The sequence below is a fragment of the Pseudomonas sp. OA65 genome, from assembly GCF_017498305.1.
Lineage (GTDB): Bacteria > Pseudomonadota > Gammaproteobacteria > Pseudomonadales > Pseudomonadaceae > Aquipseudomonas > Aquipseudomonas zanjanensis.
Map to the genome: position 1 here is coordinate 204,190 of NZ_JAGDEZ010000003.1, position 15,700 is coordinate 219,889.

The following is a 15,700-nucleotide window of genomic DNA, read 5'->3' on the forward strand; positions in this document are numbered from 1 at the left end:
AGACGGAGCGACCATGAACTTGAACACCACCCGGGCCTTGCGCTCACTGATCCCGCTGGCGCTGTCGTACGCGCTCTCCACGCCTGCGATGGCAATACAGGTTACTGACAATCTCAATCTTGGCGGCGCCGTCCGGGCGCGTTGGGACTATGACCCGGATCGCGACATCCAGAAGTTCAACTTCGATACCGTGATCCTCTCCGCCAAGTACAACTCCGACACTTGGATCGGCCAGGCCAAGTACCGTTTCTACGGCCGAGCCTACCCTTACCAGTACACTGAAAACGTCGGTGACGTCCAGTTCGCCGAGTTCGCCTGGATCGGCTACAAGTTCAACCCTGACCAGCAAATCCAGGTTGGCCTGAACCAAGTACCGTTCGGTTTGCAGCCGTACTTCGGCAGCACGTTTTATCAAACCCTGGGCAACGTCGTGGGGCTGGAAGACGTGGAAGAACTGGGCGCCAAGTACATCCAGCAAAGCGGTGACTGGAACATCCAGGCTGGGTACTACCTTCGCCCGGCCTCGCAGGGCAAAGGTACGAGTAAGGGTGAAACCTATTCCAGTGTCGTGTCTGAAGCGGACAGCTATGTCATCGACGGCAGCAACAACCAGGAACGCGACACCGTGGTGCTGCGGGTGGCCAAGGCGCTGGAGCTGGGGCCGTGGAAGTCCGAAGTCGGGGTTTCTGGCCTTACCTCATCCCTGGAGAACCGCGACACCAACAACGACGGCCGGCGCAATGCCGTGGCGGTGCACTACATCGGTAAAAACGGACCATGGGGCGTGCAACTGCAAGCTGCGCGACAGCAGATGTCCCCGCGCAACCCCGGCACTGATGAACTGGTGACTTTCGGCGGTTACGACGCCACTTACAACGTCGCCAGTCGCGGCAACTTGTACGTGGCGGATGTGAGCTACGACGTTGGCGGCAAGTACCTGTTCGATCAGATCAGCGGTGTACAACTGTACGCCAACTACAGCGCCTTCGATAAATCCGCAGACGATTTCAAGACCTCGCAACGGATGATTTTCGGAACCTCGTTCTCCCTCAGCAAACTGTGGATCGCCACGGAATGGTTGTACGGCAAGAATGATCCCGTGATCGGTGGCAGCAGCCTCACGCAAAGTCTGGGGGCAGGGGGTAGTGATCGGTGGGAAAACCAGCTGTACATGAATATTGGGTATTACTTCTGATCCGGATTTTTGGGCAACAGCCCTAAAGTTTTGTCGCGAGCATGCTCGCTCCCACAGGCCTGGCGCATAAACTGCGGGAGCGAGCCCAATCGCCAATATCTCCAACTTCACGCCCGTTATGCAGTACGCCCGCCAAGTACCTCAGCCACCCAGTCGGCGATGTACTGGCCGGCATTGATACTGTTATCGAAGCTCGAGTGCTGTACGCCACCCTCGCGATCGGTGAAGACTTTCAGTTCGCGTTTTGGGCTGTTGACCAACTGTTCGTAAGTGCGGTGGGCCCACTTCAAGGGAATCTGCGAATCCTTTTCGCCGTGGGTGACCAGGAAGGGGACCTTGATGCGGTCGAGGATGCCATCCAGATGCACATTTTCGGCGATGGCCATGAATTCGTCGGTGTCCTTGGCACCCCAGACCCAAGACACATGCGACCAGTAATGCGGTACCGGGAAACTGCCTTCCTTTTCCATGCGACGCTTCTGCACATCGCGCCAGTCATGGTTGGCACCCCACACGACACCGCACGCGAAGCGCGGCTCGAAGGCTACCGCGCGCGGACAGTAGTAGCCGCCAAGCGACACGCCTTCCAGGCCAATGTGTTTGGCGTCGACATCGTCGCGGGTTTCCAGCCAATCCACCACGCGGCTGGCCCAATGTTCGCTGTCGAAGCGCGCGGTCAGGTTGTGCAAGCGCAATGCTTCGCCGGTGCCGGGTTGGTCGATGATTAAAGAAGAAACGCCACGTTTGGCCAGCCAGGCGGGCAGGCCGACGCGGTATTTCATTTCTTTGGTGGAATCCAGACCATTGACCTGAACCAGGATCGGCGCTGGGCCGCTGACACCTTCGGCACGGACCAGCAGACCGGAAAGGTGTTTGCCTTCGTAAGGGATTTCCACGCGCTCGCAGTTCTCTCGTGCCAGTTCGATACCGCGTTGGAATGTGTGCAGAAAGCGCTGGTACAGCTCCGTCCGGCCAGGGGCTCCATGGGCCTGCAGGCGTTCGCAGCTCAGGTAATAGGTCGCGGCGCGGTTGTATTTTTCACCGGCAGACAACAGTCGACCCTTGCCTTCGTCTTCTTCCGCCAGGCCGCACAGTTTGTCGGCCATGTTCGCCCAGGTCTCACGAAAAGCCTTGCTGCCGGCGGCGTCCGGTTGCTTGGCGGCTTCTTGCAGCGGCGCGCACATTTCTTCGATTTCGCCGATGCGGGCGCCCATTTCAATGGCCAGGTCGACGGATAGATTCCACACGTAGTTGGTCGGGAAGTAGCGAAACATGATTGTTATTGTCCTTGTGCAAGCAAAGGCGGGCGGCCAGGGCCGGAGCGGGGATCGCCAGACCTGACGGTTCGAAGCAGGCTAAGGGCAGGCCCCTTGTTTGGCCAATCGCGAGTCGGGATGGGAGGTATTGCCAACGGAGATAGAGCCGCGTGCACCGTTGGTCCAAGGGGGGGCTACGCACCGCTCAAGCTGCAAATCCGGATACCTGCCATCGTGCTTTGCGATGGCTCATAACGCAGGATGTGATTGGTGTCGTTGAGGTCCGACTCACTAGAGTTGGCGCTGAACCGCGCCGTCGGTTGGCGTTTGGGGACACACAACAACAAGAATAAGGTATCGGCAGATGAGTGAGTCCAGATCCGGCACAGCGATCAGCCTGTGCGCCAAGGGCAGGCTGTTTTTCCACGACCGTGCGAGGGACTGGACATGCTCATATTGAATCGCGTTCTCGGAAATCTGTCGGTGGGGGCCAAGCTATTGCTGGGCTTTGGCTTGGTGCTGCTGGTTACTTTGGGAGTAGCGCTCACGGCTTTTCGTTCCCTGGGTGTGCTGCAGCAACGTGGGGAGCAATCGCGCCAGGAATCATCGATCCAGGCCCTAATCCTGCGTGCGCGTATCGACGAGAAAGCGTTCGCTTTGGATCTGGCCCCGCAGCGCCTGGAGCAAGTCCGCGAGACGGTTGGAAAACTGAATCAGCAACTCGATGATCACCCGACCAACAGCGCAACGCACGCCACCGTTCGCACGGCCGTCAGCGTTTATCTGGAGCAGTTCCTCGGCTATGCCGATTCGTTGCGTCGGGCTCGCGAAACGCGACTGCGCATGCAGGCACGGGCGCAGACGGCTGGCGACAGTTTTACCCTGCTGTTTCTCGACCAACTGGATGCGCTTAATGCTCGGTTAGGGCAGGGGACGCCGCCGAGCAGCGATCAGATGGTTTTGCTTGAGAAGACGACGGCGTTGCGGGACAAGCTCGCCAAGCTGCGTGACAGCGAGCTGTACTACTCGCTCGATGGCGAGGAGCGTTACCGCAGCGACTGGGAAATGAGCATGAGTGACCTACTGGCCGCCATGCAGGCGCTCGATCTTGACGAGCAGCAAGGTGCGTCGCTGCAGGAGGCGAACACTGCCTTGGGCGACTACCGCAAAGCCTTCCTCGAGTTCGTCGACAGCCGTGAGCAAAGTGCGCAAAGCAGTGCGGCGATGAGTGCGCAAACCGAGCAGGTCAGCCAGCTGCTGGCCCAGGCCGATGAGCAGCAAAGGCAGGCGGTCCTGGACGATAATCGCGATGCCGATCGCCAATTGGGTTTGATCACCGTTCTGGCGCTCGCCTTGGGCATTGGCGCTAGTCTGCTGATCCGTCACTTGATTGTGCAGCCGTTGCGCCAGGCTGTGCAGTTGGTCCAACGCGTGGCGGCGGGGGACCTGAGTGATCCGCCGGCAGGCAGTGGTCGTCGTGATGAGTTGGGTCAACTGTTGGGCACCGTGGGCAACATGCTGGGCAGCCTGCGCGGTTTGGTCGGACGCATCGACCGCGGTGTCGGCTCGCTCAACGGCATGGCCGGCAGCCTGGCCGAAGTGACCCTGAGTAACAGCCGTGGTGTCGAACACCAACGCCAGGAAACCGAGCTGGCCGCCACCGCCATGCAACAGATGGCCGCCACAGCGCAGGAAGTCGCGCGCAACGCGGGTCAAGCCAGCGAAGCGGTGGCGCATGCCGACCAACAGGCGCGTGAGGGCGATGAGTTGGTGCGTCAGGCGAGTGACAAGATTGACCATTTGGTTGTGGAAATGGGCGGTTGCGCTGAAGCCATGCGGTCGCTATTGGTGGAGAGCGCGGCGATTGGAGGTGTGCTCGATGTGATCAAGGCGGTGGCCGAGCAGACCAACCTGCTGGCGCTCAATGCCGCCATCGAGGCCGCGCGGGCGGGCGAGCAGGGACGTGGCTTCGCCGTGGTCGCCGATGAGGTGCGTGGCCTGGCACGGCGTACCCAGCGATCAACCACGGAAATCGAAGGGTTGATCGTTCGTCTGAGCGCTGTAACCCAACACGCCGCCGAGCGTTTGCAAGGCAGCCATGTGCTGAGCGATGAAACGGTGGTGCTTGCGGCGCAAGCCTCCCAGGCGCTGGCGCGGATCACCCGGGCGGTGTCCAGCATCGAGCAGATGAACCAACAGATCGCCGCGGCCGCCGAACAGCAGAGCGTGGTGGCCGAGCAAGTCAGCCAGAGTATGGCGCGGGTGCGCGAAGTGGCCGAGGGCAGTGCCAGGGAAAGCCTGCAACTGCAAGGCTCGACGGCCGACTTGCAACGGGTTGGCGGCGAGCTCAAAGCGGCCGTCGGGCACTTTCGAACCTGATCCGCCTGCGAATAATGACCGCTACTACTGCTCCAGTTCGTTGATGATCTGGCTGATTTTCGCCCGCAGCCAGCGGTGCATCGGATCCCCCTCCATGGTCCGATGCCAGAGCATGAACTCACGCATCACCGGGATTTTCACCGGTGGCTGCACGATGCGCAGCGGCAGGTAGTTGGCGTAGAGCCTGGCCATGCGCTGGAGCATGGTGGCGACGCGTTGGGTACCGACGATCAACTGCGGCAGAGTGTTGAAGTCATGGGTCACCACTTCCATGCGACGGGTGAAACCATACTGGCTCATCAGCCATTCTTCGACGCTCAGTTGCCGGTTGCGGCCAAAAATCACCGAGACGTGGCCCATCTCGATGTACTGATCGAGGCTGATGCTGTCGCCCACTAGTGTGTTGCCGTCCCACACGACGCAAACGTGCTCTTCTTCGAACAGAAGCTGCGATGGGTGGCCATCGATGAGGTAGCGCTCAGGCACGATCATCATGTCGGCTTCACCGCGCATCAGCATCTCGGTGGACGTGTCGCCGGGACCCAGCAGCTCGAAGGTGATGTGCGGGGCTTCCAAGGAGATTTTCTGGATCACCCGGGCAAACAGGACGCTGATCAGATAGTCCGAAGTGATCAAGCGAAAATGGCGTTTGCTGGTGGCGGGGTCGAACACCGGTTTGGCGGTGATCGAGGACTGGATCGTCAGCAGCACCTGGCGCACCGGCGCCGCCAGTTCGCGGGCATAAGGCGTGGGCTGCATCTTGCGTCCTACCTGCGCCAGCAGCTCATCTTCGAAGTAGAGGCGCAGCCTGCCCAGTACGCCGCTGGTGGCGGATTGGGTCATGTGCAGGCGTTCGGCGGCGCGGGTGATGTTCTGCTCTTCCAGCAACACATCCAGCGCCACCAGGAGGTTGAGATCCAAGTGGTTAAAACGCATGGCGGTCTCGATTTTTGTATTTATTTTGTAAATACCTTCCGACCTTCCTATCGCGGCGTCAAGTGCCGTGAGTGGGCGAATCGTGCGATGCCTGTTCAATTTTCCAGAGCGCTTGTGCTGCGCAGCCAGGTATCGCGTTTGCCGATAGGTCGCATCCTGACAAGCGATTAGTCAGTGAGTTTCTACCCCTTCACTATCAGCTCACAGTCGGTTGGCCGTGACGCTTTATCGACTCCAAGACCCGCCTCGGCAGCGTACCGCCTGGCACTGCTCCCGTAAGCCGGGTGCTGGCCTGCGCTGAATAATTACAATGGAGTGGTAACTCAATGAACATCATTGGCCTTGACGCCCTTATTTTTGGCGTCGACGACATTCAAGCCTGTACTCATTGCCTGCGTGACTACGGCCTGCTGCCTGTCGATGTCGACAGCGAGGGCGGTCGTTTTGAAGCCCTCGACGGCACCGCCGTGATTATCCGTCGGGCAGACGATGCCAGTCTGCCGGCGGCCATCGGGCCTGCGCCCTCGATTCGTGAAACCGTCTATGGCGTGGCCAGCATGGCTGACCTTGAGGCCATCGCCGATGAACTGGGGCGCGACCGCCCGGTGGCCCGCGGTGCCGATGGCTCCGTGCACAGCGTGGACGATATGGGCTTTGCCATTGGTTTCCAGATCAGTGTGCGGCGTGCGTACAGCGCGCCAGCCGACCTGACCAATGCGCCGGGTCATGCGCCTCAACGCCCGGTCAACCAACCTGGCATCAATCCCGACATGCAGGCCTTGCCGCGGACCCTGTCCCACGTAGTGTATTTCGTGCCGGACGCAGCCAAGGCCGAAGTTTTTTACAAGCGCTTGGGCTTCGTGACCACCGACACCTTTGTCGGCGCCGGCCCGTTCATGCGTCCGGCCGGTTCCGATGACCATCATTGCCTGTTCATGATCCAGACGCCGCCACACATGAAGGGTTGCGAGCACTTCACCTTTCACATGGGCAGCGGCACGGAAGTACTGCTGGCCGGACGTCGCTTCGAAGAGCAAGGCTGGACCAGCTTCTGGGGGCCGGGCCGTCATCTCTTCGGTTCCAACTGGTTCTGGTACTTCAATAGCCCGTTGGGTTGCCACATTGAATACGACGCCGACATGGACAAGCACGATGACGCCTGGCAAGCGCGCCAGGCGCCGTTGTCGGCGGACAACTCGCAATTGTTCCTGTTCACTTCCCGGGAAAAGTGGTTCCCGAGCGGCCCGCCGCCCAAGCAGGCCTGAATGCGTATTTCGTCCATGAGCCACGACGCGATTGTTCTCTGTCGATTGGATGAATTGGTCGAAGGGCAGGCCCGCGGGTTCGATCCTCTGGGTACGGGCAAGGACAGCGTGTTTGCCCTGCGCCATGACGCAGAGGTGCGCGTCTATCGCAACAGTTGCCCACACTTGGCGGTGCGCCTGGAGTATCGCAAGGACCGTTTTCTCAGCGTCGATGGCCGCCAGATTGTCTGTTATGCGCATGGTGCACGGTTCCTGCCTGACACGGGGCTGTGCGTGTACGGCCCGTGCCTGGGGGAAAGCCTGAGTGCGCTGCAATGGCATGCAGAAGCCGATTGGCTGGTGCTCGAAGCGGGTCAGTTGGAGGCGTGTGGACCTTAATTAAGGTATCGCGGTAGCTGATACATCGTATCCCTACATGCGATTAGTCAAACGCCTGCTTTGCCGAGAAAGTGGGGCACAAAGCGGTACCGAATGCGTGCAAACACAGCGAGTTCTTAAGCCTGGGATCGCTCCGGCAGAACGCTTGCGTGAATAACAAGAATAAGAGTGAGACGAGCATGAACGCAGTGAAAAAGGTGCTTATCGTCGGTGGTGGTATCGCTGGTCTATGTGCGGCAATCGCTTTGCGTCGCAAAGGCATTGTCGTCGATCTTGTCGAGCTCAAGACGCAGTGGACCGTCTACGGCGTTGGCATCATCCAGCAGAGCAACGTCGTCCGTGAGATGGCCAAGTTGGATGTGTTGGACGGCTACCTGGATGCTGCCTACGCGTTCGAGGATGTGACCATCAATACCACCGCCGGTGAGCAGCTGGCGCGGATCCCTGGTCAGCGCCTGGCCGGCCCCGACTACCCAGCCAACGTCGGCATCTCGCGCCTGGCCCTGCATCAAGTCCTCAGCGAAACCGTTGCTGCCCTTGGCGTCTCGGTCCGTCTGGGCTTGAGTGTCGAGTCGCTGGAGCAGGTAGGCGAGGGCGTTGGTGTGCTGTTCACCGATGCCAGTCGCGGTCGCTACGACCTGGTCGTCGGCGCCGATGGCCTGTATTCCCACCTGCGCGGTCTGCTGTTCGGCGAGCAGTACCTGCCGCGCTTCACCGGCCAAGCGGTGTGGCGCTATACCTTTCCACGCGCCGCCGGGATCGATCATCTGGCTACCTTCCAGGGGCCCGCCGGCAATGCCGGACTGGTGCCGCTGGGGCAGGATCAGATGTACCTGTTCATGACCTCCCACGAGCCCGCCAATCCAAGGCTAGAGCCTGCCACGCTGGCGGCCCAGATGCGCCAGCGCCTGAGTGGTTTCAGCGGGCTGATCGGCGAGCTGCGCGAGCAAATAACCGACAGCGGCCGGGTGGTCTACAAGCCGCTGGAGGTGGTGTTCGTCCGCGAGCCCTGGTACCGCGGCCGTGTCGTGCTGATTGGCGATGCGGTGCATGCCACGACGCCGCACCTGGGCCAAGGGGCCGGCATGGCCATTGAAGATGCCGTCGTGCTTGGCGAAGAGTTGGTCGGCGGCGGTAGGGTAGAACAGCAGCTCCAACGCTTCATGGCGCGCCGTTATGAGCGCTGCAAATTCATCAGTGACAGCTCGGTGCTGGTCGGTGACAAGGAAATGGCCCACGACAGCAGCTTCGACCGGATCGGCCTGGTCAGGCGGATGCTCGAGGTCACGGCAGCGCCTATCTGAGGCGCCGGCAAAACCGAATTCGCTCCCCCATGGATGCTTCATGCCTGTGCAGGCTTGGCCCGGTTCTACTGCGGGCGCCGTTTCACCAGAAGAGCTGACATACAACAACAATAAAGAGGGTTACTTCGATGGCTACTCGCAAGTTCGCTGCGTCGCGGCGCGTCCCCTTCACCCTGACCCTTGCGGCCAGCCTGGGGCTTGGCGCTTCGGCTGCCCAGGCGTTTCAGATCGATACCGGCAATCCCGATCTCAGCTTGCGCTGGGACAACACGCTGAAGTACAGCGCGGCCTGGCGCCTGAAGGCCCCCAGCAGCAAACTCAGCGAGGGGCAGACGGCGTTGAACCAGAATGACGGCGATCACAACTTCGGCAAGGGGCTGATCTCCAATCGCCTGGATATTCTTTCCGAACTGGACATCGGCTTTCACAACTTCGGTGCCCGTGTGAGCGGTGCCGCTTGGTACGACACCGTCTACCAGGACCGCAACGACAATAACGACGCGGCCAGTGCCAACCAGCGTTCGGTGGGCTTCGACGAGTTCACCAGCGATACCCGTCAACTGCACGGGGGTGACGGTGAACTGCTGGACGCCTTCGTCTACTGGAATGGTGAGCTGGCCGACCGTACGTTGTCGGTTCGTGCCGGGCGCCACGGCCTGATCTGGGGCGAGAGTCTGTTCTTCGGCGGCAACGGCATTGCCGGGGCCATGGCGCCGGTGGATGTGGTCAAGGCGCAATCAGTGCCCAACACTCAGTTCAAGGAAATCACCCGACCGGTCAACCAGCTCTCGACCGCCTACCAACTGACCGACGATGTGTCGTTGGGCGCCTTCTATCAATTGGAATGGGAGGCCACCCGCTTGCCGGGCGCCGGTAGCTATTTCTCCACCAGCGATACCATCGGCGATGGCAATGAACGGCTGATCACCGGCGGGCCGTTCCCGGATTTCCTGGGCGGTAATGCCAACAGCCCGGCCGCGTTTTTCCATGGCAAGGACAAGAAAGCCAGGAGTTCCGGCCAAGGCGGCCTGCAGCTCAAGTACAACACCGGGACGACGGATTACGGGCTGTACGCGCTGCAGTATCACGAGAAGACGCCCTCGTTGTATTTGAAACCGAATGCCACCGGGCCGAACTTCAGTACCGGGCAAGTCGGCGAATATTCCTGGGTCTACCCGGAAGACATCCGTGTCCTGGGCGCCAGTTTCGCCACTTCCGTGGACGAGTACAGCTTTGCCGGCGAAGCATCGATGCGCTGGAACATGCCGCTGGTGTCCAACGCCCAGACCGTCCTGCCGGGCGTCGACGCGGACAACAATGACGACGCCCTGTACGCCGTTGGCCGTACGGCTCACATCAACCTCAACGTCCTGGCATCGCTGGGCCCTTCCTTCGTCGCCAATGAAGCCAGCCTGGTAGGTGAGATCGCCTGGAACCGCCTGCTGGCCGTGACCAGGAATCGCGCCGCCCTGGACCCTAACGCCACCGATGACGGCCTGGGCTTGAAGCTGGTGTACACGCCCACCTATCGCCAGTTTTTCCCTGGCGTCGACATCAGCGTGCCGGTGGGCATCAGCTACTTCCCCATGGGCAAGTCGGCGGTGATCAGCGGGTTCGGCCCCGATAGAGGAGGGGACATGAACATCGGCGTCTCCGCCACCTACCTGGACCAGGTGACCGTGGGGCTGACCTACACCCATTTCTACGGTCCCGAGGACACCAGCCTCAACGCCGCCAACCAATTCAATTACAAGCAGTCGTTGAAGGACCGGGACTACCTGGCTTTCTCCGTCAAGACCACGTTCTAAGAGGATTTGCGCATGACCATTCAGTTCACTCTAAAGGCCTTGTGCTTAACCCTGCTGGCCGCCGCCGCGCCGATGGCCCTGGCCGCCAGCGCCGAACAAGCGGCCGAGCTGGGCAAGACCCTGACGCCCTTCGGTGCCGAGAAAGCCGGCAATGCCGATGGCAGCATTCCGGCCTGGGACGGTGGCTACACCAAGGTTGATCCAGGCTACGTCCCGGGCGGCAAACGCAGCGATCCGTTTGCCGCGGACAAACCCTTGTACAGCATCACTGCCCAGAACCTGGCCAAGTACGCCGACAAGCTCAGCGACGGCACCAAGGAACTGTTCAAGCGTTTCCCGGACACCTATCGCATTGACGTCTATCCGACCCGGCGTACGGCTGCCGCGCCGCAGTGGGTCTATGACAACACGTTCAAGAATGCGACCCGCGCCAAACTGGTCGACAGCAGCGCCGGCCTGATTCCCGACGGTGCCTATGGCGGGATTCCGTTCCCGATTCCACAGAATGGTACCGAAGCCATCTGGAACCATGTGCTGAACTGGCGCGGCACCTCGGTAGCGGGGCATTTCCGCCACTATCTGATGACGGCCGACGGCAACCAGGTGATGACCAGCGACGGCCTGTTGACCCAGGAAATGCCCTACTACTTCCAGGAGGGCGGCCCTGAAAACTACTCGGGCGACTACTGGCAGGTGCACTTTGTCAATCTCGGCCCGGCGATTCGTGCCGGCGAGCAGATCCTCGGGCGTGAAAACATCAACGGCGACAAATCCCAGGCCCATGTCTACCTGAGCGGCCAGCGCCGGGTGCGCACGTTGCCCAACGCTTGCTGCGACACGCCGACGCCGTCTACCGCCGGGGTCATGTCCTTCGATGAGTTGAGCGTGTGGGGCGGGCGTACGGACCGGTTCGACTGGAAATTGGTAGGCAAGCAGGAGATCTACGTCCCCTACAACACCAACAAGGTGCAGAACGCTGCCCAACCGCAGGACCTGCTGGGCAAGCATCATCTGAACCCCGATTACGTGCGCTGGGAGTTGCACCGCGTCTGGGTGGTCGAGTCCACGGTGGCCGCCGGCAAGCGCCACCAGTTGCCCAAGGGCCGCTACTACCTCGACGAGGACACCTGGCAAGCCCTGCTCGGCGACCGTTGGGATGCCAGCGGCCAACTGGCCAAGACCCTCTGGTCGCTGCCTTCCGTGCTGCCCGACCTGCCAGGCCTGGTGCAACTGTCTTCCGGTTTCTACGACCTGACCTCCGGTGCGTGGTTTATCCAGAACCTCTATGCCGGGTTGCCGGACCAGTATCGCGCGGTCGATCGCTACAAGGCCTCGGAGTTCTCGCCAGCAGCCATGGCGGGGCGCGGCGTGCGGTAGACCTGAGCCGAGAGTGAAGGGCAGGCCTGTCGGTCTGCCCTTGGGATACGAGTGTTTGTCCGAGGTAGGTTATGAACAGAATCAGTCAGGCGAGCGTGTTGCTGTTGGCCTTGTATTTGCCCTTCGCCACGAGCGAGTGCCTGGCCGGGTCGGCTGCGGTGGGCGTGCCGCTCAATACCCCGGCCATGCGGGTACCGGCTGCGCAGAACAGCGTATTGATCGACCTGGCGCGTGCCGGCGCACGTCTGGTGGCCGTGGGCGAGCGCGGCCTGGTGCTGTTCTCCGACGACGACGGGCAAAGCTGGCATCAGGCCTGGGTACCGGTTTCGGTCAGCCTGACGGCGGTACGGTTCGTGGATGCGCAAAAAGGTTGGGCGGTCGGCCACGCAGGCGTGGTGTTGGCGACCCTGGATGGTGGTGAGCACTGGACATTGCAGCTCGACGGTGCGCGCGTGGCACAGCTGGAACTGGACGCCGCCAAGGCTGACCAGGCCACCGCTGCCGACCCGGATGCCGCCCTGGTCCGGGTACAAAATGCCGAGCGTCTGGTCGCAGATGGTCCAGACAAACCTTTCCTGGCGCTGGAATTCGTCGACGCGCACCGCGGTTTGATCGTCGGTGCCTACGGTTTGGCGCTGCAGACCACCGATGGCGGAGCCACCTGGCAATCGCTGATGGGGCATATCGCCAACCCGAACGGGATGCACTTGTACGCCATCAGTCATCAGGGCACCCGCTGGTTCCTGGCTGGCGAGCAGGGTTACCTGGCACGCTCGGACGATGACGCAGTGTCGTTCAATCAGTTGGATAGCCCCTACGAAGGCAGTTTTTTTACCCTGCAGAATCGCGGGGATGGCGCGCTGGTGGTCGCCGGTCTGAAGGGTAATGCCTTTGTTTCCCGAGACGCTGGCGCAAGTTTCCAGCGCCTGTCGGTGCCCATGCCCATCTCCTTCAACGACGCCACCCGTTTGGCCGACGGCCAACTGCTGCTGGTCAACCAGGGCGGCACGCTGTTTCGCAACAGCGAGCAGACCGGGACGGCGCTGCTGCCATGGGGCGAACCCTTGGGCAAGCCTGTTTCAAGTGTGATCGAGGCCGCCGATGGCAGCTTGATCATTGCCGGTTTCACCGGGCTGCAGCGTCTTGCGCAGCCAGCCGCTGCCGCTTCGGAGTGAGGTTATGAAGTCCCCAGGTAATTTTTCCCAGTCCCCCGCGAATGCGTTCGAAGACTTTGATCCGCGTTCCGGTTCGGTGCTCGAGCGAGCCCTGTTCAACCATCGCCTGTGGGTGTTGCTGCTGTGCCTGGCGACCACGCTGGTACTGGGTTGGCAGTCCAGCCGTGTTGAGCTCAATGCCAGTTTCGAAAAAATGATTCCCACCCATCACCCCTATATCGCCAACTACCTTGAGCACCAGAAGGAACTGAGTGGGCTGGGTAACTCGGTGCGCATCGCGGTGGTCAACAAGCAGGGCGATATCTACGACAGCGCTTACCTCAAGACCCTGCAAGCATTGAGCGACAAGATCTACCTGCTGCCCGGTGTCGACCGTGCGTACATGAAATCGCTCTGGACGCCGGCCACGCGCTGGGTGGCGGTGACAGAAGCGGGCCTGGAGGGTGGGCCAGTCATTCCGGACAATTACGATGGCGGCGCCGCGAGCCTGGCGGCATTGCGGCGCAATGTGCAGCTGTCCAACGAAATCGGCCAGTTGGTGGCGTTCGATCAGGCCTCAAGCATCATCCAGGTGCCGCTGTTGCAGCGAACCCCCGACGGCCGACCGCTGGACTACACCCAGCTGTCGCAGCAACTGGAGTCGTTGCGCAGCCAATACCAGAGCGACAGCATCGACATCCGCATCACCGGTTTCGCCAAGAAAGTCGGCGACCTCATCGCCGGCCTGCGGCAGATCCTGATCTTCTTCGCCGTGGCGATCCTGATCACCACGGTCGTGTTGTATTGGTACACCCGCTGCATTCGCAGCACCTTGCTGGTGGTGTTCTGCTCATTGGTGGCGGTGGTCTGGCAGCTCGGTTTGCTGCCGCTGCTGGATTATCAACTGGATCCCTACTCAGTGCTGGTGCCGTTCCTGGTGTTTGCCATTGGCATGAGCCATGGCGCACAGAAGATGAACGGCATCATGCAGGACATCGGGCGGGGCATGCACCGGGTGGTCGCCGCACGCTTTACTTTCCGCCGCCTGTTCCTTGCCGGTCTCACCGCGCTGCTCTGTGATGCGGTTGGCTTCGCGGTGCTGATGATCATCAAGATCCAGGTGATCCAGGACCTGGCGATGATCGCCAGTATTGGCGTGGCCGTGCTGATCTTCACCAATTTGATCTTGCTTCCCATCTTGCTTTCCTACGTTGGGGTCAGCGGCCGCGCGGCGCAACTGAGCCTCAAAAGCGAGCACGCTGAACAAGCGGGTCAGCATCGCCACGGGTTTTGGCGTTTCCTCGACCTGTTCACCCAGCGCCGCTGGGCAGCGTTGTGCATCGCCCTGAGCGTGGCGCTGGCGACGCTCGGTTTTGTGGTCAGCCTGCAGTTGCAAGTAGGTGACCTGGATGCGGGCGCGCCCGAGCTGCGGGCCGACTCGCGCTATAACCAGGATGATGCCTTCCTGACCCGGCATTACGGCGCCAGCAGCGATCTGTTCGCGGTCATGATCAAGACCCCCGCCAGCGCCTGTTCGCGCTATGACATCTTGAACAAGGTCGATGCCCTCGACTGGCAGTTGCGTACCTTGCCAGGGGTGGATTCGACCAATTCCCTGGCACTGCTCAACCGCCGCATGCTGGTGGGTCTGAGCGAAGGCAGCCCGAAGTGGTACGAGCTGCAGAACAACCAGGCGATGCTCAACATGGTCACCGCCGGGGCGCCGCGCGGGCTGTACAACGAAGACTGCAGCCTGCTGACGCTGTACGTCTACCTCTCCGACCATAAGGCGCAAACCCTGAGTCGCCTGGTGGATCACGTCGAGCAATTCGCCGCGGCGAACAATACCAACGACGTCCAGTTCCTCCTGGCCGCTGGCAATGCCGGGATCGAGGCCGCGACCAACATTGTCGTCAAGCAGGCCAACCGCGAAATGCTGTTCTGGGTCTACGGCGCGGTGATCCTGTTGTGCCTGATTACCTTCCGTTCCTGGCGCGCCACGATTTGCGCGGTGATTCCGCTGATGCTCACGTCGATCCTCTGTGAGGCGCTGATGGTCTGGCTGAACATCGGCATCAAGGTTGCGACGCTGCCGGTGATCGCCCTGGGCGTGGGCATCGGCGTCGACTACGCGCTGTATGTGATGAGCATCCTGCTCGGCCATATGCGCCAGGGCACCAGCCTGTCGGAGTCGTATTACCGGGCGCTGCTTTCCACCGGCAAGGTGGTGATGCTGACCGGTGTGACCCTGGCGATCGGCGTGGCCACATGGATGTTTTCGCCGATCAAGTTCCAGGCCGACATGGGCGTGCTGCTGGCCTTCATGTTCGTCTGGAACATGGTTGGTGCGCTGGTCCTGTTGCCGGCCCTGGCGCACTTCCTGTTGCCGAGCGAGCGTGTAAGCGCGGGACCGGCCGAGGCCGAACCCAGCCATCCGACCAGCTTGGCGCTGACGCCTGCCTTAATCGAAGAGGGGGCCTGCGTGAAACATTCGCTGCGCCTGGCTCCGGGGCACGATCAGACGCCAACGGTGGCCGCTCATCCCGTCGCGTCATAACAACAAGAAAGGACTTTCCCATGTCTCGTGTGCATCTGTTCCAGCAGTTTCTATGGTTCGACCTCATCGCCGGCCTGAGCGCCTTCGGTAT

The 15,700-nt window shown here is 61.2% G+C and carries 11 protein-coding genes; 9 read left to right on the forward strand and 2 right to left on the reverse strand.

What is annotated here, in order from left to right; all coding sequences use genetic code 11:
* Window positions 1–13 precede the first annotated feature (13 nt).
* Window positions 14–1,195, forward strand: coding sequence for a hypothetical protein (locus J3361_RS03875; protein WP_207962589.1), 1,182 nt, complete (start codon window positions 14–16; stop codon window positions 1,193–1,195).
* A gap of 116 nt (window positions 1,196–1,311) precedes the next feature.
* Here J3361_RS03875 and J3361_RS03880 read toward each other — a convergent pair whose 3' ends face one another.
* A complete protein-coding gene (locus J3361_RS03880; protein ID WP_207962601.1) occupies window positions 1,312–2,469 on the reverse strand; it encodes a prolyl oligopeptidase family serine peptidase in 1,158 nt (385 codons plus the stop codon).
* Window positions 2,470–2,898: 429 nt separating this feature from the next.
* Between J3361_RS03880 and J3361_RS03885 the strand changes: the two genes are divergently transcribed.
* Window positions 2,899–4,830 (forward strand): methyl-accepting chemotaxis protein, encoded by a 1,932-nt coding sequence (locus tag J3361_RS03885; RefSeq protein ID WP_207962603.1) that lies wholly within the window; start codon window positions 2,899–2,901, stop codon window positions 4,828–4,830.
* Between the two features lie 24 nt (window positions 4,831–4,854).
* On the opposite strand, the gene J3361_RS03890 is transcribed toward J3361_RS03885, so the two are convergent.
* Window positions 4,855–5,766 (reverse strand): LysR family transcriptional regulator, encoded by a 912-nt coding sequence (locus J3361_RS03890; protein ID WP_207962605.1) that lies wholly within the window; start codon window positions 5,764–5,766, stop codon window positions 4,855–4,857.
* Window positions 5,767–6,092: 326 nt separating this feature from the next.
* Between J3361_RS03890 and J3361_RS03895 the strand changes: the two genes are divergently transcribed.
* The 7 genes from J3361_RS03895 (at window position 6,093) to J3361_RS03925 (ending at window position 15,609) form a co-directional block, all read left to right on the forward strand.
* Entirely contained in the window at window positions 6,093–7,031 is a 939-nt protein-coding gene (locus J3361_RS03895; protein ID WP_207962608.1) for a VOC family protein, read from the forward strand.
* 15 nt (window positions 7,032–7,046) lie between these two features.
* Entirely contained in the window at window positions 7,047–7,409 is a 363-nt protein-coding gene (locus J3361_RS03900; protein ID WP_058545230.1) for a Rieske 2Fe-2S domain-containing protein, read from the forward strand.
* 179 nt (window positions 7,410–7,588) lie between these two features.
* Window positions 7,589–8,713 (forward strand): FAD-dependent oxidoreductase, encoded by a 1,125-nt coding sequence (locus J3361_RS03905; RefSeq protein WP_207962610.1) that lies wholly within the window; start codon window positions 7,589–7,591, stop codon window positions 8,711–8,713.
* Window positions 8,714–8,841: 128 nt separating this feature from the next.
* Window positions 8,842–10,521 carry a DUF1302 domain-containing protein gene (locus J3361_RS03910; RefSeq protein WP_207962611.1) on the forward strand — a complete coding sequence of 560 codons (1,680 nt, stop codon included), beginning with the start codon at window positions 8,842–8,844 and terminating at the stop codon, window positions 10,519–10,521.
* A 12-nt stretch (window positions 10,522–10,533) separates the two neighbouring features.
* Window positions 10,534–11,898, forward strand: a complete 1,365-nt coding sequence (locus J3361_RS03915) for a DUF1329 domain-containing protein (protein ID WP_207962612.1) — start codon at window positions 10,534–10,536, stop codon at window positions 11,896–11,898.
* A 71-nt stretch (window positions 11,899–11,969) separates the two neighbouring features.
* Window positions 11,970–13,073: a YCF48-related protein gene (locus J3361_RS03920; RefSeq protein WP_207962613.1), complete on the forward strand. Its 1,104-nt coding sequence runs from the start codon at window positions 11,970–11,972 to the stop codon at window positions 13,071–13,073.
* 4 nt (window positions 13,074–13,077) lie between these two features.
* A complete protein-coding gene (locus J3361_RS03925) occupies window positions 13,078–15,609 on the forward strand; it encodes an MMPL family transporter (RefSeq protein WP_207962614.1) in 2,532 nt (843 codons plus the stop codon).
* Window positions 15,610–15,700: the final 91 nt, after the last annotated feature.